This is a genomic window from Bartonella sp. AP150HLJHH (assembly GCF_042196385.1).
Classification (GTDB): Bacteria; Pseudomonadota; Alphaproteobacteria; order Rhizobiales; family Rhizobiaceae; genus Bartonella.
This window is the reverse complement of the sequence record NZ_JBHIQC010000003.1, coordinates 1-25108: the sequence shown is the minus strand read 5'-3', so window position 1 is coordinate 25108 and position 25108 is coordinate 1. Positions and strand designations below refer to the sequence as shown.

Annotated in this window: 16 protein-coding genes and 1 pseudogene; 7 read left to right on the top strand and 10 right to left on the bottom strand. The window is 38.8% G+C overall.

The annotated features are described in order from the left end of the window. The first annotated feature begins 4 nt into the window (after positions 1 to 4). Positions 5 to 673, top strand: coding sequence for a YdcF family protein (locus ACFING_RS02465; protein WP_375621027.1), 669 nt, complete (start codon positions 5 to 7; stop codon positions 671 to 673). Positions 674 to 692: 19 nt separating this feature from the next. Here ACFING_RS02465 and ACFING_RS02460 read toward each other — a convergent pair whose 3' ends face one another. From ACFING_RS02460 to ACFING_RS02420, 9 genes and pseudogenes are all read right to left on the bottom strand, one after another. Beyond that, a complete protein-coding gene (locus ACFING_RS02460) occupies positions 693 to 827 on the bottom strand; it encodes a hypothetical protein (RefSeq protein WP_375611713.1) in 135 nt (44 codons plus the stop codon). Between the two features lie 1188 nt (positions 828 to 2015). Then, the gene (locus ACFING_RS02455) at positions 2016 to 6974 is read right to left on the bottom strand and encodes a DEAD/DEAH box helicase (protein WP_375629648.1); all 4959 of its coding nucleotides are present in this window, start codon (positions 6972 to 6974) and stop codon (positions 2016 to 2018) included. Positions 6975 to 9068: 2094 nt separating this feature from the next. After that, the gene (locus tag ACFING_RS02450) at positions 9069 to 11057 is read right to left on the bottom strand and encodes a MacB family efflux pump subunit (RefSeq protein WP_375621029.1); all 1989 of its coding nucleotides are present in this window, start codon (positions 11055 to 11057) and stop codon (positions 9069 to 9071) included. Between the two features lie 3 nt (positions 11058 to 11060). Beyond that, positions 11061 to 12287, bottom strand: a complete 1227-nt coding sequence (locus ACFING_RS02445; protein ID WP_375621030.1) for an efflux RND transporter periplasmic adaptor subunit — start codon at positions 12285 to 12287, stop codon at positions 11061 to 11063. Next, on the bottom strand, positions 12284 to 13765 hold the full coding sequence (locus tag ACFING_RS02440) for an efflux transporter outer membrane subunit (protein ID WP_375621031.1): 1482 nt from the start codon (positions 13763 to 13765) through the stop codon (positions 12284 to 12286). The genes ACFING_RS02445 and ACFING_RS02440 overlap by 4 nt, the downstream gene beginning before the upstream one ends. Positions 13766 to 13826: 61 nt before the next feature. Further along, positions 13827 to 14642, bottom strand: a complete 816-nt coding sequence (locus ACFING_RS02435; RefSeq protein ID WP_375621032.1) for an exodeoxyribonuclease III — start codon at positions 14640 to 14642, stop codon at positions 13827 to 13829. A gap of 33 nt (positions 14643 to 14675) precedes the next feature. Next, complete coding sequence (locus ACFING_RS02430) at positions 14676 to 15284, bottom strand: outer membrane lipoprotein carrier protein LolA (protein WP_375629645.1); 609 nt, start codon at positions 15282 to 15284, stop codon at positions 14676 to 14678. Between the two features lie 121 nt (positions 15285 to 15405). Next, positions 15406 to 15666, bottom strand: a pseudogene (locus ACFING_RS02425) (DNA translocase FtsK); the annotation flags it as partial. A 722-nt stretch (positions 15667 to 16388) separates the two neighbouring features. Next, positions 16389 to 18830 (bottom strand): DNA translocase FtsK 4TM domain-containing protein, encoded by a 2442-nt coding sequence (locus tag ACFING_RS02420; RefSeq protein WP_375629642.1) that lies wholly within the window; start codon positions 18828 to 18830, stop codon positions 16389 to 16391. A 732-nt stretch (positions 18831 to 19562) separates the two neighbouring features. On the opposite strand from ACFING_RS02420, the gene ACFING_RS02415 reads away from it, so the two are divergent. Next, positions 19563 to 20840: a ubiquinone biosynthesis hydroxylase gene (locus ACFING_RS02415; protein WP_375613161.1), complete on the top strand. Its 1278-nt coding sequence runs from the start codon at positions 19563 to 19565 to the stop codon at positions 20838 to 20840. Between the two features lie 1594 nt (positions 20841 to 22434). Here ACFING_RS02415 and ACFING_RS02410 read toward each other — a convergent pair. Beyond that, a complete protein-coding gene (locus ACFING_RS02410) occupies positions 22435 to 22722 on the bottom strand; it encodes an H-NS family nucleoid-associated regulatory protein (protein WP_015857007.1) in 288 nt (95 codons plus the stop codon). Between the two features lie 128 nt (positions 22723 to 22850). Between ACFING_RS02410 and ACFING_RS02405 the strand changes: the two genes are divergently transcribed. From ACFING_RS02405 to trwL (ACFING_RS02385), 5 genes are all read left to right on the top strand, one after another. Continuing rightward, positions 22851 to 23465: a hypothetical protein gene (locus ACFING_RS02405; protein WP_375629639.1), complete on the top strand. Its 615-nt coding sequence runs from the start codon at positions 22851 to 22853 to the stop codon at positions 23463 to 23465. Further along, positions 23465 to 24088, top strand: a complete 624-nt coding sequence (locus tag ACFING_RS02400; RefSeq protein WP_375629637.1) for a TrwN protein — start codon at positions 23465 to 23467, stop codon at positions 24086 to 24088. The genes ACFING_RS02405 and ACFING_RS02400 overlap by 1 nt, the downstream gene beginning before the upstream one ends. 124 nt (positions 24089 to 24212) lie before the next feature. Then, the gene (gene korA / locus ACFING_RS02395; RefSeq protein WP_015857010.1) at positions 24213 to 24512 is read left to right on the top strand and encodes a KorA family transcriptional regulator; all 300 of its coding nucleotides are present in this window, start codon (positions 24213 to 24215) and stop codon (positions 24510 to 24512) included. Beyond that, positions 24475 to 24795, top strand: coding sequence for a VirB2 family type IV secretion system major pilin TrwL (gene trwL, locus ACFING_RS02390; protein WP_375629635.1), 321 nt, complete (start codon positions 24475 to 24477; stop codon positions 24793 to 24795). Before korA ends, trwL (ACFING_RS02390) begins: the two co-directional genes overlap by 38 nt. A 77-nt stretch (positions 24796 to 24872) precedes the next feature. Continuing rightward, the coding region (gene trwL / locus ACFING_RS02385; protein WP_375629633.1) for a VirB2 family type IV secretion system major pilin TrwL at positions 24873 to 25108 on the top strand (236 nt) is incomplete at its 3' end.

Sequence of the window (25108 nt, the reverse complement as noted above, 5' to 3'; positions counted from 1 at the left end):
TTTTATGACTCACAACAGCCCCAACTCATTGATGCAAAAAAATTTAGAACGTCCTCTTCCAAAACGGCCCCACTATAATAGTTGGTCTCCCTGCTTTTTATTTCGCTATTTTCCACCGACAACCCTTACTCTTTCAATCATTGTTTTCATTTTCTGGAGCGGTTTTATCATTTTTTCTGAAAAAACTGAACGACTTTCTCCCCCAACACCTCTCCCCAAAGCGGATGCCATTATCGTGCTTACAGGTGGAGAAAACCGAATAGAGACAGGACTTAATCTCTTACAAAGGGGGTTTGGTTCACGTCTCCTCATCAGTGGCGTAAACACCACAACCAATCTGAAAAGTCTCATGCACAACATGCATATTACCCCACGGCTTATCTCCTGTTGTATTGACATTGGGCATCAAGCGATTAACACCAGAGGAAACGCCGAAGAAAGCGCCGCTTGGATCAAAAAACACCACTATAGAACCCTTTATATCGTCACCCATGATTACCATGTGTGGCGCTCAATGCGAGAACTTAAATATTTAATGCCTGATATCCATTTCATTGCCTATCCTGTTAAAAAGAACAATGCTGAAAGCGCAATACAACAGATCAATCAAATCCGCATTCTTATATTCCAATATATTAAAACGCTCCAAGTCTATATCAGAACCGCATTCTAATCTTTATCCTTCTGACTTTTTAAAAACCTTGCCACCCACGAACCGCTTCATACCCTTCCACACGAGTTGCCTCTATAAAAGCTCGACAGAGCTTACCCTCATACAACGCAGAACATCCCAATGCACGTGTCACTGTATTTGCACGTTCACCCAAAACATCTCTTACATCCCAAACATATCTCACAGCGCGGATCTGTACATACCATCCCAATATATAAGCTCTTGTAAATAGAGCCCCCAGACAGCCATAAGATTTCCAGACTTGTCATAAAAATCTATTTATACCACTGTCTTACCCTTCATAAAAAATGCAAACCGCCTCACCCTATATTTTGCCACCCCCCAAGTATTACGATAGCTCTTAAACCTCTTGGGATGATTGGTAAGAGGCATGCATTACCCCTTTCTTAAACACGAACATACCAACCTTGTATGACATGCAAAAAAATAATTTTAATAGATTTAAAATAAGAAAATTTATAATAGTTAGATTTCTCATTCAACAGAGAGAAGGTTAAACTATCATTATAAATCAATACATTAGAAACAATCTCTTCATTATACAAAGCGTCTTCATAAGAGCATTTTAGATCACAGATAGGAATAAGCTCAAAACGCACACCGCGACAAATACCCTACGTTTTTTATCGCAATCTTTTTTGAAATCATTTCGCTCTCTAAGATCACCTTTTGTCTGGTTTCATCCCCAAAAAGAACGAAAATTTTTAAACTCTATTGATCTGTAAACAATAATAACTCAGCTTCTTGTCTAACGCGTTCCACCTGCTCACTTCAATATCAGAACACCTCAAAAGACAGATTTCATGAGAATTTTCATTTCCTCTCAACATCTCAAAAGGCGACGATTCTTATTAGCAACGATTTGTAAACAATCCACTTTCTCTGGACAGGTTCCACTCAGCTTCCCCATTTATATGGTTTACTCACATAAAGCTAGACAAGAAAACCCTGCCTGAGAATATTCATCACTACCGCTAAAGCTCATGCGTCATAATTTTAGCGACCTCACTGCCTAAGGTGCTTTATCACATACAATATATTGATTTATAATGAAAATTTATTACGCTACAACTTGAATGAGAGCTCTCAATATCATCAGATTCTCTCATTTCAAATCTGCTCTCTATTAAATCAATCAAAACCATTTTCTTGCACATCACATAGGACTTGCACATCACAAAGGAAGAGAGCCTGCGCAGCGTAAAACTGTACAAGAAAGACATGCCTCTTATGGACTTGTCTCAAGTGCCAAGGGCTGTCGCAATACCCACGAGCTGACAAGGTGTGTGATAGTGCCAGTTTGTTACGACACAGCGCTATTTTACCGCACAATGGATAATTTAACCTTTTCAGTTTCTCTCACTTCCAATTTTGGCAGGTTGCGCACAATTTTCATTGTTTCCAAGCTTACAGTAATAACCCGCTGAAACAATTCCAATGGATAAGCTGGATTACCCACCGTTTCAACAGCATAGCGATTGGCATCATTCACAATCCCACTCGCTTTATCCGTTTTGACAACCTGCCGCTCCATAACCCATTCAAGAGCAGGCCTGCCATTGATCACATACTCATAAGCTTCAAGAGGAATATTCTGCATCGTGATATTCGCATTATAAACCACGGTGGTTTTGTCAATAGCACCACGCTTACCAGCAAATTTCATTGCTTCAACACGATAAAAACCCTTCTCATCAGAAATCACCCAAGTTCTTGGATCACCCTGTTTATAGGTAACGGGATAGGGTTCAACCTCTTCATAATTCATATGCAAATCACCAAGCTTGCGCCCCGCTGTAACAAAAGCCCAAAAATCCTCTACCTTTTTAACTGTTGGAATACGCGGCAATTGTTTAGACAGATTATGCGCATAACGAGCACGATAATCTTCAGAATGCAAAATCCCATAAACATAATAAAACAAATCATCCTTTGTTATCATTTCACCAGGATAAGCTGCCTTAAAATAAGCCAACCCTTCGTCCGTAAGAGCATCACGCCGCTCTAAACCAGTTTCTTTGCTTTCCTCTGCAAAATTTGCAAACAAATGAACCTGATCCCCCTCCTTATTTTTCAAGGACACAGCATCTTCATAAACATACCGTGGAAAACATTGATTTTTCTCCATTGCATCCAAACTGGGTAAATTCTTAGTCATCAGAACAGAAAAACCACTCCTTGCTCCTCTGCCTGTAACTTGTATTACCTTATTTTCAACCGCTTTTTCTAATGGAAATATACGCGGCATTTGTAAAACTCTATGGTTAAAAATACGATTATAATAGAGCCATTGCTGTGTAAAAGGACGATAAAGACTTTGAACTAAGCAATTACTTTCAAATTCAGAAAACTTTCCTCTTACCAATTCCTCTTTAAGACTACTGCTCCAACTGATTTTTTGGGTATCTGTATCAACAAAATCGTTCACAGCATTCGCACGCGCCTTGCGATCAGCGTGTATGTAGGCATTATTAAAACGCTCTACTTCACTGTTATAAAAAGTAATCATATTGCTCATATTTTTTGCTAAAGCTTCACGACTAAAATTATATGTCCACGCATCACGACTAGTTTGTATCCCACCAGAAAAATTTTCAAAGAGCTTTTTATCACTGCCTTTCTTATCACCTAAGGCCAGAAATTTTTTAAAATCACTGTTGCGCTGATTCAGCCAATCGCCATATTCATCTGGCGTAATCATCTGCCAGCCGTGTTCACGCTTGATACCACCAACACTACCCAACCGCTGAAGTTGAGATAATTTCTCCTTTGTCGTGAGATTATCACCAATGTCATAATAGTAAATTTCACACTGCTCAGTGACATTTGGATTTTTGATAAACACTGTCACAGCAATGCCTGTCATGCTTCCACTTCCGAAAACATTTTGTCCTTCTTGAGCAAGCCCTTTGCTCAACATATTTTTGCGAATATCACCACGTAAATTGAGAACATAAATGCTCGAAAATTCCTCATTCAAATTTTTTCTGAGACCATCCATTGCTAATTTTTCAACATAACCCGAACCAGTCACAAAACCAATAACACCACAGTCTTTTATGCGATCACTTGCCCAACGAATGGCACGAATATAACTGTCATAAAGTCCATTAACATTGCTTGCTTTAGATTGAGCGGCATAGGTTTCACGAATGCGACGATCCAATTTAGGATAGCCAATATTCTGCGCATTGTCGTTTTCACTTTTTTGTCCAGAAGAATAAGGGGGGTTGCCAACAATAACACGAATATCCAGTTCCTTCTGGTGCGCCCGACGTGTACTGTTATCCACCAGCAAATCACTGATCAGGTCTTTATCTTGCTCATAAAGCTGGAATGTATCGGTCAAACAAATTCCCTCAAACGGAACATAATCGCCCCCCATCAGACCATGATAGGTCGTCTCAATATTAATGGCTGCAATATAATAGGCTAAAAGCACAATTTCATTGGCATGAATTTCACGACAAAATTTGTGTTTCACTTCTTCTGGCTTTATCAGACCCGATTGTAAAAGCCGCGTGATAAAAGTACCCGTTCCAGTAAAAGGATCCATGATGTGCACACCCGGTGAGCCAAGCGTTTGCCCAAATTCTTGCTCTAAGACATCATTGACAGAGTGCAAAATAAAATCCACAACCTCGACGGGGGTATAAACAATGCCTAGTTTTTCTACAGTGCGTGGAAAAGCATAACGAAAAAACTTATCATAAAGCTCTACAATCAACCTCTGTTTTGCTTTTGGATCCGTAATGCCACTGGCTCGTAATTTTACACTTGCGTAAAATTTTTCCAGATCTTTGGATTCCTTATCAAGATTTGCCTCATCAAGCACATCAAGCATACGCTGCATAGCACGCGAGACAGGATTCTCACGTGTGAACTGATAGCCTTCAAACAACACCTGAAAGACAGGACGCGTGATAATATGCTGTGCCAACATCTCAATCGCATCAGCTTCTGTAACAGCATCATTTAAGTCATCACGCAGTTCTGCCACAAACCTGTCAAAGGCTTGACGCGCCTCAGTATTTGGCTCTGCCAGAATGCCTGTTAAGCGCGTGATATGATTCTTAGCAATTTCAGCAATATTGCTCGCCCAATCCTCCCAATAATCACGTGTCCCACATTTCTTAACGATCTTTGCCAAAATCGCACGAGAAAGTTCATCTACGCAGAAAGAAAACTCCTCGTTTACCTGCTCTGTAAGAAAGCAATCATGCTCCAGACTTCCAATTCCCGCTCGTGCAGGCTGTGAGCGAACCGGAAGATTGTCTACAACAGCCGTAACAGCCTGTAACTCAGTGCTCTGCGTGACACCAATAATCTCAATCACATTGCTGATATCTTGCCCGAGGGATGCCTTATTAATCGTCGCATCAAAACGATCATCATGCGCACGCAAAGCATTTAAAATTTGCCAGATAACCCGATATTTATCATTGTTGTTCAAAGCCTGTTCCACTGGAGTATCAGGAGGAATACCAATTGGCAAAATGACATATCCCATCTTTTTACCTTCAGAGCGACGCATCACCCGCCCAACCGCTTGCACAACATCAATCTGGCTTTTGCGTGGATTTAAAAACATGATCGCATCAAGAGCCGGAACATCCACCCCCTCAGACAAACACCGAGCATTGGTCAAAATACGACAAACATCCTCACCACTATCAGCTTTCAACCAGTCAAGTAATGCACCACGATCCTTCGCATTAAAAGTGCCATCAACATGCTCAATTTCACACTTCAGAAAATGCTCATTTTCTGTATCCTCTTTCGTATAATCAAGATATTCTCTAACAACCGTAGAAAACTCATCACGCACAAGTTCAGAACTTTTAATAGTTTTACAAAACGCTAAAGCACGATGCATAGGATATAAATCCGCACCAACATCAGCCTTCATATTTTGTTTTGTCAAAGCCTTATAACAGCCAATAATCTTTGTTGCATCATCAAGAATAAGCTCAGTATCGCTATCACTAAGGCGCTTCTGAACAGCGGAACTGACCAATTTTTCGTCCATTGCTAAGACAATAACCTTATAATCTGTTAAAAGATCATTTTGTACTGCCCATGAAAAACCCCGATAAAAAAGTGTTTTACCAAAAAGCTTTTCATCATCCATCGAAGCAAGAACGGCATTAACTTCATTCGCGCGACTTTTTGCGTTATCACCAAAAATGCGTGGTGTCGCTGTCATATAAAGGCGTTTCTTGGCGCAAATAACATCATTAGAATGCACCTTAACAAAATTGGATTCATCCTCGCCCACCAGCGTTGCCCCTGTTGTACGGTGCGCTTCATCACAAATGATAAGATCAAATGTTGGCAAACCATAGTTTTTCTGAGCATCCGCAATCACCTGAATAGATTGATAGGTTGCAAACACCACGGTCATCTTATCTGCAACACTCTTCGCCACCTGTTCTGCAAATTTAGCAGCATCGGTTGTCGCCGGAAAAGCAAGATCAAACACATCAATTTCAGCAACATCATCACTATTTTTACGACGCTTTCCTACTTGTGTATCGGAACAAACAGCAAAAGATCTCAATCCGATTCCTGCATCCGTTGTCCATTCACGAACCGTCTGTGACATCAGTGCCAAGGAAGGAACAAGAAACAAAACAAACTTGCCTTCACCCGCCAAATCCTCAGCAATTTTAAGACTGGTAAATGTCTTACCAGTACCACAAGCCATAATAAGCTTCCCCCGATCTGCTTGAGCAAGCCCAGCACGCACATCACGCAATGCTTCCAATTGATGTGGACGCAACTTCTTTTTATCCTCCAAAACAACTTTGCCCTGGGCTGCAAAAGTTTCCCAACGGATCGGACTTTGTTGTATATCGGAAAGATTAATCCGTATAACAGGAATATCCTGCCCCCGTATCATTGTTTCAGCGTTATCACTCCAAGTACTTTCAGTACTATCTATAATAACACGCCGCTTGAATGGAGCTTTCCCTGATGCCGAAATAAAACTATCAATATCTGCTTTTCTAATCCGATAAGCTGCATCATAAAATTTACATTGGATTGCTGCAAATCCCTCTTCATCACGAAGCTTTGCCACAAGATCAATACCGGTATCCCGACCATCCCAAGCATTTTCACGAGCCCAATCTTTAAAGGTTTGAACCTTCTCATAACACCCAGACTGAAGAGGATCATGTATCAGATAAGCAAGAGCAAAACGCTCAAAATATGTACCTTTATCTCGTTCGGTACGCGCTTCATCACGATATGTCTGTAAAAGCGATTGCAGCGTCATGCTTCTCCCCAATGAAAAATACCTTCAACTATCGAATCTAAACCAATTCGTCAATGCCTCTTGTTCTACCCAAAAAACTTAAAAAAGCTTAAAATTGCTTGATTTTAAGACATTTCTTCTATGCTTAATTAAATCAACAAGAGAGAATCTTTTGATCTTTTTGAGTATCCCCCAAATCATATGATGCATTTATTGATGTCTATATCCCTATGGAAATAAACGGTAAGGCGTGATGATTTTGAAAATATTTTTTGCCTTTTGTTAAGAATACACAATAAAGTGCGCAATAATTTTAGGATTTAGCTTAAGAATGAGAGGAGGAAATGGATAGGACACCTGCGAACACACAAGATACCAAGGAAGAAACTCCACACACAAAACAGCGCATTTTACGAACGATCATGCATATAATTTCACTATAAATACGCAAAATATTAGTTGTGATATTCAAAATATTGATTTTTGAAATATTTTTTTGTCTTTTGTTCTTTCGTAGATTAATTATTCGCTTCTTATACTTTATAGCGGGTGGTTTTAGAATTCTTTTTTATATGTACAATATATTGATTTATAATGATAATATAGCGTCATTCATATTAAATTAGAACTCTGAATAACGTAAGATTTTCTCATTTCAAATCTGTTTATCTTGAATCAATCAAAACCACCCGCTTGCACATCACAAGCGGGATGAGTGTGTGGAGAAAAACTGTACAAGAAATGACTAAAAATGGCTCTTATGAACCGTCTTAATGCAAGGTCTATCGCAACACCCACGAGCTGGCAAATATAATGATGGTGTCCGGCTTATTACTTCATAAGCGTAAAGATGGAGGTGCTCAATAGATTTACCATGAACAGCGTCGCAAAATAGGCTTGGATACCTTGAGAAAGGTTTCTTTAAAACAAGAGTGTCAATGTGCAACACAATGGCGCTCCGTATCGGACTTGTAGCAGGAGGGAGAATACCATACCAACTAGACATACCATTGCTCATCACTAGCGGCCATTATATTCTTTAGCAACATAACTGCAGCTTGGTATTACGATGCTCTTACTTCATCTCACACCTGCTGAATATGAGCTTATTCTTTATTCAATGAATGAAAACCCTTTTCATTCATACATCATTCAAAATAAGAAGCTATCCGCCTCTCAAACTTTTTGTCTTCCTCACCAAACTCATGAAATCAAACCCGCATCTCACGGTATTAGTTCTTAAGATCACGCCCCCTACCGAGTATCTGACGGCATCCTTACCCTAGAAACTCAAATGGCTTGTTTATCCTTCAGCTTCAAAATCATGAGATAAGGCAGAAAAAAGCGATGCCTTAAACAAAATATTCTAAAGAAAGCTAAGTTACTCGCATAAAGGAACAGAAAATGGCTGTGTCTTAGGTCACATTTTAAAACTTGAGCACGATCATAATTTATTTGCATAAACCTAAACACCTATAATTTGCACCACCCTCTGCAAAACTAAAAGTGAGAAATCCTCATAACCTCTTTTCCGAAAATCTTAAAAAGACTAAACGAAACCTCTTAAACTGCTCAACTATCTCGATATCAGTTCATTTTTTTGGAAGAACGGAGGTTTAAGCTGTTTTTGGCATCAACCTTCTTTTTTGTTCTTTTGTTTGTTAGCAAATATACTATTCACTTCCCCCGCCTCTTTTTAGATTAAATCTTAAGAATCGTCGCGCAGTATATTTCATTTGTTCTCCTCTTCACATCTCAGAAGACGAGAATTTTTAACAAAATTCAGTCTGCAAGCAATCTCATTCTAACGGGTTCCATTTAACTTCTCCTTAATAGGATTTACTTCCATAAGACTCGACAAGAAAGATTTAAAAATATTCATCATGCATTCTCAAAACATTTAATGCCTCAATAAGGCTTATATGCCTACCATATCTCACATGATGGGGTGCCCTATAAAACGTTCACCTCTAGTGGTACGCTCCACTTAATGAACAAAGCGTTTTCTAAAATAGAGCAGCAAATAATGCCAAACTTTTTCCATTCATGTTTCGCTTCATAAATGCTTCATCCAGTGGAAAGCATCACGAACAAACATGCCCCAATTGATAAAGCTTAATCGCGTGAAAGAGCGACAACAGGGTCAAGCCGTGAAGCTTGCCGCGCTGGAGAAAAGCCAAAACATATTCCTATGAGGGTTGAAAAAGTAAGAGACATAATGATCGATTCAATGGTATAGATAAGATGGATAGGTGCCTTAAACAGAAGAAACAAGCCACCGATAGAAAGCCCAAGCAAGATCCCCAAACCACCACCAATGACACAAACCAACACCGCTTCAATGAGAAACTGCTGCAAAATATCACTTTGGCGTGCACCAACTGCCATACGCACACCAATTTCATTGATCCGCTCAGAAACGGTGACCAGCATAATATTCATCACCCCAATACCACCTACAATCAGGGAAATCGCTGCAATTGAAGAAATTAAAAGTGTTAAGATATGTGTACTCTCCATGATACGTTCACGAAAGAATTCTGAATTTCTAATGAAAAAATCTTCTCCACCATGCCGCATAATGAGAAAACGTTTCACCATGTTTTCCGCTAAATGTGAATCGACATCATCAGCAATCCTAACAGTAATTGCACGAACTTCTGTTGTACCAAGAAAACGCGTTTGCACTGTTGTATAGGGCAAATAAAGCTGTAATGTATTTGATGCATTTCCATTTGCGTGATTTTGCGAATCAACAACACCAATAATACGCGCTGGAACATTACCCACATGCACCACTTTGCCAAGAGGGCTTTCATGGCTATGGGGAAAAAGAACAGACAATGCTTCTTTTTCAATCACGAGATCAACCGCCCGATCATGGACACTTTTTTGATCAAAAAACTGTCCTTTGAAAACTTTAAGCCCCTGTATCTGAAAGAATTGTTCTCCCACCCCCACAATGACAGCATTGACTTCAACTGCACCAAAACGCACTTTTGAGCTTGTTGAAATCTGAGGTGTTACACCAGAAACATAAGGTAACCCAGACAAGGCTTCTGCATCAGCTTCAACCAAACTGGTTATTTTTTCTGCTTGTGGATCAGAAAAACTTTTGCCAGGAAAAATGGTTAATGTATTAGCACCCAAACTTTTAAAATTTTCCAGAATTTTCTCTCGTGTACCATTCCCTAAAGCCACCATAGCAATAATCGCCCCAATACCGATAATCACCCCAAGCATTGTTAGAAAAGTCCGCATGCGATGTGCATTCATTGCCAACAGAGCCATCACAAACGCCTCACGGAATCGCTCAACAAAAGAACGAAAAAAGCCTAGTTTTTGTTGGCCTTTTAGATTTTGTTGTTCCTGAAGAGATTTTCCACCAACTTTTGTTTTTGCAACCCTTGACCGCTTATCAGCAATAATTTCCCCATCACTAATTTCGATAATACGCTCTGCTCTTTCAGCCACCTGCATATCATGGGTTACAATGATAATAGTACGTCCCTCTTGATGAAGTTCATCCAAAATATGCAATACTTCTTGCCCACTCTTTTTGTCCAATGCACCAGTTGGTTCATCTGCAAGAATGACCTCCGCATTATTCATGAGCGCCCGAGCAATAGAAACACGTTGTTGCTGACCACCGGACAGCTGATTTGGACGATGATTTATCCGATCACCCATGCCCAAACGTGTTAAAAGATCCTGTGCCCGCTGTTTCCTTGCTTCCACGGCACTTCCCGCATAAATAGCCGGAATTTCAACATTACCAAGAGCTGTCAATTCATTCAACAAATGGTAACGCTGAAAAATAAAACCAAAATGATTACGTCGCAAAGCCGACAATTCATCCGCAGAAAGGGAAGCTATTTCTTTACCAGAGATCCAATAACGGCCAGAAGTTGGGCGGTCAAGACAGCCTAAAATATTCATCAAGGTAGATTTACCTGAACCGGAAGCACCTACAATTGCCACCATTTCACCACGTTTAATGGTAAGATTGATGTTTTTCAAAACGGTAACAAACGCTTCGCCCGCAGGAAATTTGCGCACAATATTTTCCAAGACGAAGACAGCATCTGCTTGATTTGTGCTCATGCTTTAACTCTCGTCTTCGCTATGCATGTTAGAAGACTCGGGCATCAATCCATCAGACGAACTGGTGACGACGACATCACCCTCGTTAAGTCCTGAAATAATCTCTGCCATAACCTTATTATTCAACCCAACGCTCACCTGTTTAGTAACCAACTTATTTTCCCCCACCAAAACAGAAACCCATGCTTTACGCTCTCTTGTCTCATCGCGTAAAGCATTACTTGGAACCAACAAGACATTCTGTGCGCGCCCTAAGATAATATGAACTTGAGCAGTCATATAGGTTCGCAAAAAATTGTCCGCATTATCAACATGTAGAATTCCATTGTAATAGATAGCCGATGATATTAAAGCACTAGAACCACTCACCATACCAGGATTAATACTCACATCAGCACGAATTGTTTCAGGAGCCGGCTCTACTTTTTCTAAAACGCCTTCATAACGACGCTGTGAATTACCTAAAACTGTAAAATAAAGTGGTTGTCCAGCTCGGACTTTAAGAATATCTGCTTCTGAGATTTGCGCCTTAATCGTCATCTTTGATAAATCACCCAAAATAACAATTGTTGGCGCCGACTGAACCGCATTCACATTCTGCCCTTCTTCCACAACTGTTGCCAAAACCGTTCCCGCTGCAGGGGCAGTGATGCGTGTATAACCTAAATTAACCTCTGCACTCTCCACATCAATTTGTGCTTGCACAATCTGCTGACGAAGTTGTTCAATTTGCGCCTCGCGTATTTTCACCTGTGTCGCAGCCTCATCGAGGTTCGCCCGTGAAATCGCCCGTGTTTCAATCATTTTTTTCTGACGCTCTAAATTTTTCTGTGCAAGAGAAAGATAGGCTTCTTGTTCTACCAAACTCGCATAATAATGCGATAATGCTGCTTTTTTTCTTTTTAAATCATTTTCCTGATCTGTAGGATCAATTTCTGCCAAGAGATCGCCTTCTTTCACAACACTCCCAGGGGAAACATGCATTGACACCACACGCCCTGTTGCTCGCGCACCAACAGCCACCAACCGGTAAGGACGTACAAGACCAGAAGCTAAAACACTTTCCTCAATATCCCCACGTTTCACCACCGCTGTTATATAAGTTGGAGTAGATGTTCCAAAAAAAACAGAACGTAACCATAACAGCAAGAGAATGAGAAATATAGCAGTTAAAAAGAAGGAAAGTTTTTTGTGTTTTGTAATGAAATTTTTGAGTAAGTTTTTTTTCATTTCCCTACCTTTGCACGCGAACGAGGTGCATTATCAACGACTTCTGGACGCGATACATCAACAACGCCATCCCAGCCCCCCCCCAATGCTTTCATCAACGTGATATATTGCGTAACCAAAGAAACACGGCTATCTTTAAGCGCCATTTGTGCAGAATAATAAGAGCGATCAGCATTTAACAATTCAAGAAAACTAGTATTTCCATTCTCAAAAAGGTTCCGTGAAAGTTTTAAGGAATGAAGAGAAGCTTTATTCGCAACGATTAGCTTTTCTAAGCGTTGATGTTCCTTCGTTAATCTTACAAGCGCATTTTCTACATCTTCTAAAGCTTCCAACACAGCAGCTCGATAAGTAATAAAAGCTTGATCACGCTGCGCGCGCGCTACCGCAATAGAAGCCTCGACCTGACCTCCATTAAAAAGAGGAAAACGAAGACCAGGTCCAAAAGACCAGCCAATCGTTGAATTTTTCCATAATTGATCAATTGCCGTTGCTGCTGTCGAAATATTACCTGTTAAAGTAAGTGATGGATAACGATCTGCTTCACGTTGACCAATCCGTGCTGTCGCTTGCGCATATTGACGCTCTGCCCGTCGCAAATCTGGACGTGTTAACAAAATATCGGCTGGAATTCCTGCTGGTATCGGCCAGCGTGGTTGTGGAATCTTTGCATGCTTAGCATTTTTTTGTAAAAGATCCTTCAATGCCGTAGGCACACGACCAGTTAAGACAGAAAGGCGATGAACGCTCATTGCTAAATTCGCTTCCATCTGTGATATATCTGCTTCTGTATTTGCCATTTGTGCTTGCGCATTTGAAACATCAAGCTCAGAAACATCACCAGCTGTTAATCTAGCGCGCATCAGTTCATAAGTTTTACGTTGTGATACAGCAATTTGCCGCACAATAAACAACTTTTGTTGCCAGCCACGCATTTGCACATAATTTGTTGCCACATCTCCCAGTAATGTCACCATGGTAGCGCGCATATCTTCCACAGCCGCATCAAGGCCATAACGCGCCGCTTCAACCGCACGTTTATGCCCACCAAAAAAATCAAGCTCCCAGCTTGCATCAAAACCACTACTATACTGGTTGAACAATGCATCAGACTGTCCAGAACGACTACGGGTTCCTGAAATTGAATTGGACACATTTGGCAAAAGAGTTCCCACAACCTGTCCTAAACCCGCACGCGCCTCACGTACCCGAGCTTTGGCAACAGCAACATTATTATTTCCAGAAATCGCGTAATCCATTAACGCATCTAGAACAGGATCATTCAAATGCCGCCACCATCCGGCAAGCGCAATGGGCTGCCCTGCAGTCTGTGCAGATTTTTCTCCCCAAACTGCTGGAACACGAAAAGATGTTTTCTGGTAATTAGGACCAACCATACATCCTGACAAAAGCAAACACAACAAGACACTAAAAAATAATCCACGAGAAGCGCCCCATTTGAGATTTCTGATATACATCCAGTCTCCCGCATTCTTTCAGAATCATTATTTAATATTAATACTTTATTTACCTCTTATTTCAAACTTGACGTGAAAAATCAAATACAGTTTGCACAGGAATATGATCTGAAGGACGTTCCCATCCGCGCGCATCACGAAAAATCGAAAGATCTACAACAAAAGGGGCTAAATCTTGAGAAGACCAAACATGGTCAAGCCGCCGCCCATAATCGGTAAATGCCCAATCGCGAGCACGATAACTCCACCATGTGTAAAGCTTGGTAGGAACAGGAATATGCAACCGCATCAGATCAACCCATCCACCTTGACAACACAAATCCTGTAAACGCTCGGTTTCAATGGGAGTATGGCTTACAACCTTCAACAATTGCTGATGAGACCAAACATCCTCTGCCAAAGGAGCAATATTTAAATCTCCCACCAAAAGAGAAGAAAGACCATCGCCTTGATCCGCACGAATGGAGGACATTCCTTCTAAAAAATCAAGCTTATGACGAAACTTTTCATTCACATCAGCATCAGGGATATCTCCCCCAGCAGGAACATAAAAATTATGAATCCGCAAGCTTCTCCCATGGGCTTCCACAATAACTGAGATATAACGGCAATCTTGGTTTTGACAAAAAAAACGTTTTTCTACCTTTTTAAAAGGCAAACGAGAAACAATAGCCACCCCGTTATAAGATTTTTGTCCACTCAATGCGATATGCTTATAACCCGCTGCTTCAAAAGCCTCCACTGGAAATAAAGCATCTGGACATTTTGTTTCCTGTAGACACAAAACATCTGTGGAAAAGAGTTCCAAATACTGAAAAACCTGTGCAAGACGCAAACGAATAGAATTAATATTCCAAGTCGCAATACGAAAGAACATTTGTTTTAATCCCAATGACGTAACACTCTTTCTTCATTTCTTCGAAGGAAGTGCAAACATCCCATTAGCGAACCGGACGTCTGTCCGCACATTCATAATCTGCACAGTAGTTTCCAAATTTTGTTGGTCAACAATTGTCCACTGTCGCAAAGCAGAGCCTTTAGAATCAAAAACCATCCTTATTTGCCCTGCCCCAATCGTTTTATCACGCAGAACAATCGTTACAGCCCCTGGATCTTCGCGAAATGCGAACAAGCGCCCAGAAGATACATCAATTTTATCATCCAACAAAAATTTCATTGGCGTTTGCGAAAGTTGTGAAAAGTTCCAAGTATTCAAAGCCCGATTGTTAATACCCACAAATTGGCCATCTGAAATAATCTGTAAAGGCATTTTTTTGTAAATGAAACGAATTTTCCCTGGGCGCTCTAAATAAAATGTCCCCTGAGACATTTTTCCCTTTGGACTAAACTGAATAAAATCACCTGTCATTGTTTTGATTGCCGCAAAGTGATTCACAACATTTTGCGCCTTTATCACTTTATTAGATGCTTGCGAAAAAACAGGAACAGTTAAACACCAAAAGATAATAATTCCCACCAACCCAAAGACTCTTCTTTGCAGTAAAAAAGACGTTTTCATAAAAAATGCTCCCAAGCAATACTTAATTGACTTTATAATTCATAACTTAAGTGATCAACGACGAATAAATACCCTTCTTTATAAGATAAAGATATTGTTTGAAAAAAATATCAAAAGATTTTTAAAAGTATTCTTCTTCGACAGTCTCCAAAACTTTTCGCTTACCCATATCATTAGCTGGACTAATGGTGCCTTCTTCTTCCATCCTTTCGATCAATGTGGCGGCACGATTATAACCAATGCCTAAACAACATTGAATATAAGAAGTTGAAGCCTTACGATCACGAAGCATAATAGCAACAGCTTGACAATAGGAATCATCTGCTAAAGAAAAAGCTAAAGAAACATCCTTTTTTATTTCTTGCGGTATCGTTTCCAAATAACCAGTCTGCGTTTAAGTTTCCGAAATCATCAAATTTTCCTGCTTTTCTGCTGATTTTCTAAACGCATAATATATTCTTTCCCACCCCTAATCTATGAAGCAACATAAATTATAGTCAAGACATAATGGATTAAGGACTAAACATATTACTCGCGAACCTGAAAGCTCTTTTAAGTGTCAAAAATGCTTTTTTGACTTCCTTCCCACCCAAAAGAATAAAAATCTTCATCCGAACCACTCTGTAAACAGTTTGGAGTTTAGCAAATTTCACTTAGCTTCCCACCCCATATAATTCATTTATATTAAGACTCGACAGATCAGCCTTGCCCTAAATATTTAGAGCGCACTTAAAAAGACACTTAAATACCAAACCTTACATGCTTTTACCCCCTCTACACTCGCAATGACATTATTTTATACCAAGATATTGATTTATAACAATTTATCTTTTTAACTTAAATCATAACGCCAAATACAATAAGATTCTCTCATCACATACTCTCTCATATTAAATCAATTCAAATCATTTGCTTGCACATTACAAGCAAGGTTGGTGTATGGATAAAAGTTATATAAGATAAAGAATCCCCTTATAAGGAGTCTTAAGTACCAAGGAGCTATCGCAAATTGAGAGCTGGTATATGAAAATGCAGACTTTCTACGATACAATAGGATAAACACTTATTTTATAAGGTATTATAAAAAACAACTATAAAGATTTTTCAAAAGCGCTCTTCTTCAGCAGGCACTAAAATTTCTCGTTTCCCTGCGTGATTTGCTGGACTAATAATACCTTCTTCTTCCATCCTCTCAATCAATGTCGCAGCGCGGTTATAACCAATGCCTAAACGGCGTTGAATATAAGAGGTTGAAGCCTTACGATCACGAAGCACAATAGCAACAGCTTGACTATAGGGATCATCTTCTGAAGGAGAAGACAAAGAAACATCAGCACCATCCTCTTCAACTTCTTGCGTAATTGTTTCTAAATAATCAGGTCGTGCTTGCTCTTTGAGATGCGCAACAACCTGCTCCACTTCATCATCCGCAACAAAAGGCCCATGCACACGCTGAATACGTCCTCCTCCCATCATAAAGAGCATATCTCCTTGTCCCAATAATTGCTCGGCCCCCTGTTCGCCTAAAATTGTTCGGCTATCAATTTTTGAACTCACAGAAAAAGAAATACGTGTAGGAAAATTGGCTTTGATCGTCCCAGTAATAACATCGACGGAAGGACGCTGTGTCGCCATAATTACATGGATACCGGCAGCACGTGCCATTTGTGCTAAACGTTGAACCGCTCCTTCAATATCTTTACCAGCAACCATCATCAAATCAGCCATTTCATCAATAATGACAACAATATAGGGCATAGGACTAAAATCAAGTGTTTCCGTTTCATAAAGAGGCTCACCAGTCTCGCGATCAAATCCAACTTGAATTGTCCGCACCATTGTCTCTCCCTGACTTGCAGCTTCCCTAAGACGTGCATTAAACCCATCAATATTACGAACGCCTAGTTTTGACATTTTACTATAGCGTTCTTCCATTTCACGAACAGCCCACTTTAAAGCAATCACGGCTTTTTTAGGATCTGTCACCACGGGTGTTAATAAATGGGGAATGCCATCGTAAACCGAAAGCTCAAGCATTTTCGGGTCCACCATAATGAGACGACATTGTTCAGGTGTCATACGATAAAGCAATGATAAAATCATTGTATTGATAGCAACAGACTTTCCCGATCCTGTTGTACCAGCAACCAAAAGATGGGGCATTTTTGCTAAATCTGCAACAACAGCTTCCCCCCCGATTGTCTTACCCAAAGCAAGTCCTAGCTTTGCTTTGCTGTCAATAAATTCTTGCGCCTGCAACATTTCTCGTAAATAAACCATCTCACGCTTTGCATTAGGCAGTTCTATTCCAATAACATTACGTCCTGGAACCACCGCAACACGCGCCGAAATCGCACGCATCGAGCGTGCAATATCATCTGCCAAACCAATGATACGGGAAGACTTAATGCCTGCAGCCGGTTCAAATTCATACAAAGTTACCACCGGTCCAGGACAAGCATCTATAATTTTTCCTTTGACCCCAAAATCTAACAAAACCCCTTCAAGCTCCTGAGAATTTGCTCTTAAAACAGCAGGAGAAAGTTTTGCATCCTTAACAGACGGTGGTGGAACCGAAAGATAATCTACAAGAGGAAGAACAAAACCACCCTTTGAAGAAGCTGTTAAAGACTTTCGATTTTTAACAGGAGAAACATAGGCTTTATTTTGATTTTCCTCACACTTTACTTTTTCACCTAAAAAAGTTGGCTCAATCCGATCAAATGGCTTTCCTTGCCCTTTACTCTGAAAACGCCTTTTGAAACAGAATAAACGAAAAAAACGCGCTTGTAAAAAATAAAAAAGATGCAAAAGAGCGCCACAAGTTGTCGCAAAAAAACCATGATTTTCACGATCCTCCTCTGCGGCATATTCCGTATCTTCTTCCAACTCAAAGACTGGATTAACGATTTCGTCTTTTGGAATGCTTTTTTCTTTTCTTTTCTTTGTTCGACGCCGCCATATCACATTACCAGCAAAAGCAGCGGTGAAAAAACCTAAAAGAATAAAAACAACACTGAAAAACACCGTGTAAGGAGGAGAAAGAAAAAGAGGAAAGACTGAAGAAGCAACACTTAAAACTTTATCTCCTAAAACCCCTCCCAATCCCATTGGCAATGGCCAATAAGTAAAAGAAGCAACAGGTGACATAAGGGCAAAAGCAATTAAAAAACAAATCGTTGATAGCACCCATAAAAAAAAGCGCAAAGTCAAATTGTAGATATTCTTTTGCGCCAACAAGAGAAAAGACCAAAATAACGGTGGCAACAAAACAGAAAGACTTGCCAAGCCAAAAAACTGCATAATAAAATCTGAAAAAATTGCCCCCATCCACCCCATAAGGTTTGTAACCTCATTTGTACTTGCATGGGTTAAAGATGGATCCGCAACATTCCACGTCGCCAAAGCAAACACACAAAAAATAATAAAGCCCAAAAGCCCGAGCCCAATAAATACTCCTATCTGACGTAAAAACATCTCAATAAGACGCGAACCTTGAGAATTTCGCACTTCTAATGAATCATAAGGAGAAGAACTTCGGTGCATCTATCAATTCCAAATACAAAACTTTCATATTTTAAAGAGTTATAACTCCCTCTCTCTCTTAAAAAAGAATGAAGCTTAAACTCTGTGCCGATTTGTAAACAAATCGCCTGTAAACAATCCGACTTCTTATCTAGCGCGTTCTACCTTCTAACCACTTCATATCATTCATATACCCACCACCCTAAGAGACAATCGTTCATAAGGCGCACAAAAAGCTCTCCCTGAATATTTATCAAACGATCAACCAAAAAACACCTCATGTGTAAAGTGTTACATGGGTGCTATAGGCACCTTCCTAAACAAATAATATTTTTTACGCTACACCATGATAACGGCAAAATATGAATACTGTTTTAACCATCACGAATGACCACAATTTTTATCTATCATACTAACGAAATGGCCCCTTTCAGGACAAGCATACTGAAGAAACTCACACAACTAAAAAAATACACAACCATCTTTGTTTATTTTTAGTTTTCTTTTTTATCAACCAAGTGTAAAAAGAATTGAAGAAGATATTTAAAAAAGCTTATCCGATAAATCTGTAAGATGAATCACATAAATGATTAAGCAGAAAAACTCTGAAAAACCAATCTGTCATCAGATTGGCGCTAAAAAGAAACCTCGTTTTTGTAAAGCAGAGAGAAAAGTAAAGGTTAAGATATTTTAGCAATGTAAAAAGATATTCTTTTTAAAAGAAAGCAAACTATAAACAATGGAAGAAGTATTGTGTGTTCTAATCGCAATAAAAATGTACAACCCAATAAAAAAATTAAATCTCATAAAACTAAACAATGTGATCTGCTCATTGCAGGGGGGGCAGCTGTCGGTTTAACCCTAGCGATAGCACTCAAGCAAACAGCCCCTAATCTGAAAATAAAAATCGTTGATGCTGCTCCACAAGGAGATCCCGCTGCTTCTAACATACGAACCATTGCCCTTGCTGCTGCTTCTATTCGTATGTTAAAACAATTACAATGTTGGGAATCTATAAAACTCTATGCGCAACCCATTCATTCAATGATCATCACAGATACAAGCACAAATGATCCTGTCAAACCCACTCTTTTAACCTTTGAAGGCGACATTAATCCCGGCGAGCCCTTTGCTGCTATGGTAGAGCATAGAGAACTCATCAACACTTTAAAAAAACGTGTCAAAGGTCTCAATATCCCTGTTATTACAAACACCCGTGTCATTGATTTTCATCAAGAAGATCAACATACAACCGTCACTTTAAATAATGAAGAGGTTTGGCAAACAAAATTGCTTATTGCAGCTGACGGAGCCCATTCGAAATTACGCCAAAAAGCTGGTCTGAAAAATTTTTCTCATCCCTATAAACAAACAGCAATCATCTGCACAGTTGAACATGAAAAACCCCATAATGGTCAAGCAATTCAACATTTTTTACCTGCCGGTCCTTTTGCTCTTCTCCCTCTCAAAGGCAACCGATCCGCCATTGTGTGGAATGAAGATCATAAAACTGCGCAATATTATCTCAAAGCTGATACACTTATTTTTGAAACAGAACTCGAAAGACGCATTGGCCATCGATTAGGCAAACTCTCTTGGGATGGCGAACGTCAAGCTTTTCCTTTGAGTCTTTCTTTAACACGTCAATGCGTTAAACCACGTTTTGCTCTCGTTGGCGATGCCGCCCATACCATCCACCCCATTGCAGGACAAGGACTCAATTTAGGATTACGCGATAGCGCTGCGCTGGCTGAAGTGATTATTGAAACAGCACGACTAGGTCTTGACATTGGCTCCCTCACGGCTTTAGAGCGCTATCAAAGCTGGAGACGTTTTGAAATTGTCCGTATGGCTTTAAGCAATGATTGGCTTAATAAACTCTTTTCTAATGATAGCCTTCTTTTACGGATGCTCCGCGATACCGGCCTTGGAATCATTAATCAAGCACCAAAAATAAAAAAATACTTCATTCAAGAAGCTGCCGGACTCTCTCCAAATGCCCCACGTCTTCTACGCGGCTTCCCACTTTAAGCAAAAATTCATACTATTTCACTTTTTTTACAACCTTTGCCTTCCTCCTTCAAAGAACAAAAAATTCCTATCTCATCCAATCTGTTTACAAACCGGATTCCTGTCGAGTAATTTTTTCTTGACTTCCTCCTCCCATATTTCACTTAACATTAAACTCGACAAGCAAGCTACATTCTAAGAATATTCACCATACACTGAAAAAACGTTTAATATCTCAGAGAGGTTGTTGCTTTATATCACCACACCTTAAAAGAAGCCATTTCACGGCATAATAAAATAAACAAGACTTTTTAGCACACAACACTTTTATTTATAATAATAAGTTCATTGTTCTCATATTGAGTGAGAAATCTAAAGATCATAAAATACCCTTATTTCAAATCTCTCTCATGTTGAAGCAATCAAAATCATTCGCTTGCACATCACAAGCGAAAGTGTCGTATAAATAAAACAATTAAACAAAGCGACAAAAGCCTCCCTCTCTCAAGAACTAAGGACTTTAGCAATATTGGAGGCGAGTAAAGTGTATAAGGACGCCGGCTTATACTTTTTATTGAAGTAAAAATGGTGGTGTACAATGAATTTTATATGATCATAGGGGCTTTTACGTTATACTATTCATGAGAAGCGCCATAAAATAAGCTTAGTTGCATTGAAAAATTTTCTTTTAAAAAAGCGCGTAAATTGGAAACATAAATGTATTCCGTTTGGGGCATTCTGCTTCTCAGACAAACTCTTTAACTTATTGTGGAATACCACACGACTTTAGAAAAAATATTTTAGAAAAAATATTCCAATATATAACAAAGTATTCCGTACTCTATACCATCACACACAATTGTAAACCTGCATACCCCCCTATTTCACACCATAAAAGAAGATAAACCGCAATAGAAATGATCCAATCCTTTTATTTTCAAATACACTCTTTATTCATTATTCATAAACGCTCATAAATGAATTTTAATCACAAACGCTCAGAAATATGTCATAAATTCTATAAAACCCATAACAGCCATAGAAATTTTCCATTTTCTACACACTCACTCATCTCAACTAAACGAACGATAAATAAAGTAAATGCCTCATATATAATCTTACAGAAAAAATACCAAACAAAATCTATAACATCAGGCTTGTTCTACAGAACAGTATTTCAAAAATATAAGTATGCTAATTTATTAACATATTAATTGATAAAATTATCATTTTACATATTGAGTTAAAATCCCTATGCAATAAATTATTCTCATTTCGACCATTTTTGTAAATAAACAATAAAACTATTTATTTACATAGACTAAAAAGAGCAACGTTAATGAAACGATAAAAAGAAGTAAAATATCCCCCCTCTCTCACATGCCAAAAGCAATTACAATATTCCAATCTGGCATCATCATTATTCTTGCCAGATTATGACAACAAGACCTTTTGCATTTAAATAAATTGTTCACGCTCCCTATCATTGTATTTGGTAACTCAATACTTTAATATATTCGTTCAGTATATTTATACAATTAAATTACCCAAAAGAGCATACTTCTTGCATTTACATTCCTTGGTATTCCCTTATCTTGTAAAGATCGCACACGTGTTACGTTACTTCGAGTTCATCAAGTGTATACCCATTCTCCAACCACTCTTTAATCCACTTAGGTCTACGTCCACGCCCATTCCATAATTCCCATTGGTTATTGGGATTTCTATAATGGCGCTCTTTGCTCACAAGATCAGCGATATCAATTCCATGGGCATTAGCAATTTCAAGAATTTTTCGTCGCGCATTTTGCTTTTCCTTTGCTTGCCGTTTTTTTAATTCCACATCGATTTGTGTACGCATCTCTTGTAGCTCATCAAAATTCATATTTTTGAGATCATTCACCTTAATTACTCCCCTTGCAAAAAAGAATTTCTTTTTGCCATATTTTAAACACAATTATAGACAATTTCTGTCTATTTATTATCGAAATTAAAATTACGATACATATATCACTTTGACGGAGATGTGCTTTGAACCACAAAGAGCTGTTTATTGGTATATCAATTACCACCACTGCATCTTTTTTCAGTTCAATTGCTGAAACTACTAAATGCAGTGCTCAAGCGCCATCACACCTCTCTGAATCTTATGAATCAGTAGTCAAAAGTAAATATAAATCGTCCCTCTATAAGTTATGGCAATACGCAACAAAGAACAAGCCCTCTCTGTATAATGATAGTGTAGTTCATTATGACAAGAAAACCTCCCCTCATACACAACGGCTTTTTACTTCGTATAAATTTTTTTTGAAAAGATTTTTGCAACTAGAGGATTATATAAAACAAGCAGCTTCAATACAGTATCAAAGATTATTATTTTTTAAAAGCAGCGCCTTTCTTCGTGATTCGAATAATATTGGTTGGCGTAATGTGCTCTATTTTATTCCACACTTTTATCTTGTTGGTTGGATATTCGCATATATTAGAAATATTCTTAGAAGAAAACAAAGCAATAATCACAAGGAATATTCTAAGCTAAACAATCTCATTCTGCAAATTTATAAAATCAAAAGACAACGAGAAAAAGCACAACACAGAATTAGCATTTGTATTAATAAAATTCTTTATAATAAGGTGTATTGCTAATGATTGTTCCAGATTTCACATTTTTTGCTGCTGCATACATATCCAATACGCCTCCCATAACATTTTCAGTTATCGCCGAACAAGAAGCGCGGGACAATGTCTATGTAACAGATGATAAAGATAACTTGTTCTATCAATCATCTCAGCTTAAGAAAACAATCACAACAGCTGAACAGCGTGGACATAATTTTAACATAATTTTAGGGCAAATTGATGTTGGAAATATGAAATTGTTTTCTCTTTTTGATGCATTTGATTTTTGCAGAAATCTTACAGCTGCACAAAGTGCTTTAACTTACTGCTATCAACAAACAACATCAAAGTGCATCTTTGAAAAAGCGACTTTGCAGTCTGTGCTGAATTTTTACAATACAGAAAACTCAAGCCACACCCGTATGCAAAAAGTTACTTCATATGTTGGAGTAAAAGCTGCTGTACGAGAAAATGAAGACTTGCAGGAGCCTGTAAAGCTTAAAAAAGAAGAACCAGAACAGACAACTAAAGTAGATTCTCTTTCTCTCTCTTCAAAAGGAGAAGAAGATGCATTTACACATAAAGAAAGTAGCGCCCGCGATGCTTTTTCCGCTGAAGATTTTTCTTCATCGAGAAGATCGCTGGAGTGAGGACTGATATTTTCACGAAACTCCAGAAATTTGATAGGATATTATAATGAAAGGTAGATAAGAAAATGTTAAAGCTCTAATTAGTAAGATTGAACAAAATCTCTTCTAATTGAGGGCAAAGATAATGAAAATGATAGAACAAAACAGCGTTGATATAGCATTTAGTCAAAAAGCAGCACGTGAGATTACAGTCGTGATGCTTTCAGAAAGGGAATGGTATTTCACGTTTATTTCCGATGATCCAATCACCGGAAAGCCAAATAAATATACATTACTTACACAAAGAGGAAAACTAAGAACTTGGGCTGATCCAAAATATCTCTTTAAGTTTCTTCATGAAAGAGGGGTCATTTGTGGGAGTTTTAATCTTAATCAGGATAAAGAACATGAAACAATTAAATATTCTTCACACAACAGCTCGTAATAAAATTGCTGCATTTTCTGCAGCTTTAACCATATTTTTTATGGGTAGTTCAGCTCATGCACAAGCCCAAGCAAAAACTTTAAAAAATGCGGAGACAGCTCTAAAGGATTTACAAGGCGATATTCAAAAAATTATACCTATCGCTGCTGCTATTATACTATTATGCTTAGCAATTGGTTATGCAGGACGCTACATCGGAAAAGACACATTTGTACGGTGGGCAATTGGTGTTGTCATCGCAGGTTCTGCAGCCCAGCTTGTTTCACTGCTGTTTAAGCCATAATGGCGTTAATTGTAAATTTTAAAGTACAATATGTTTGTTTATATAAAATATTATCTAAATTCTAATAAGAGTGAAATATGCAAAAATTAATTAATCTCAAATCGAAAAATAACAACAAAATCATCGCAATTTCTGCTGCTATGACTGCGTTCTTTATGAACAGTTCTGCTCATGCACAAGCCCAACCATCCGTTTTAACAAATGCATCGAAAGCTCTAACAGAGTTACAGACAGATTTAAAAGTGATTATCCCTATCGCTGCTGCCGTTATACTGTTGTGCTTAGCAATTGGTTATGCGGGACGCTACATCGG

What these genes read in the sequence shown, in the direction of transcription:
- korA (WP_015857010.1), top strand. Translation starts at nt 24,213, where the DNA reads ATGAAAATGATAGAACAAAACAGCGTTGATATAGCATTTAGTCAAAAA.
- ACFING_RS02420 (WP_375629642.1), bottom strand. Translation starts at nt 18,830, where the DNA reads ATGCACCGAAGTTCTTCTCCTTATGATTCATTAGAAGTGCGAAATTCT.
- ACFING_RS02430 (WP_375629645.1), bottom strand. Translation starts at nt 15,284, where the DNA reads ATGAAAACGTCTTTTTTACTGCAAAGAAGAGTCTTTGGGTTGGTGGGA.
- ACFING_RS02465 (WP_375621027.1), top strand. Translation starts at nt 5, where the DNA reads ATGACTCACAACAGCCCCAACTCATTGATGCAAAAAAATTTAGAACGT.
- ACFING_RS02455 (WP_375629648.1), bottom strand. Translation starts at nt 6,974, where the DNA reads ATGACGCTGCAATCGCTTTTACAGACATATCGTGATGAAGCGCGTACC.
- ACFING_RS02400 (WP_375629637.1), top strand. Translation starts at nt 23,465, where the DNA reads ATGATTGTTCCAGATTTCACATTTTTTGCTGCTGCATACATATCCAAT.
- ACFING_RS02450 (WP_375621029.1), bottom strand. Translation starts at nt 11,057, where the DNA reads ATGAGCACAAATCAAGCAGATGCTGTCTTCGTCTTGGAAAATATTGTG.
- ACFING_RS02435 (WP_375621032.1), bottom strand. Translation starts at nt 14,642, where the DNA reads ATGTTCTTTCGTATTGCGACTTGGAATATTAATTCTATTCGTTTGCGT.
- ACFING_RS02445 (WP_375621030.1), bottom strand. Translation starts at nt 12,287, where the DNA reads ATGAAAAAAAACTTACTCAAAAATTTCATTACAAAACACAAAAAACTT.
- ACFING_RS02440 (WP_375621031.1), bottom strand. Translation starts at nt 13,765, where the DNA reads ATGTATATCAGAAATCTCAAATGGGGCGCTTCTCGTGGATTATTTTTT.
- trwL (WP_375629635.1), top strand. Translation starts at nt 24,475, where the DNA reads ATGAAACAATTAAATATTCTTCACACAACAGCTCGTAATAAAATTGCT.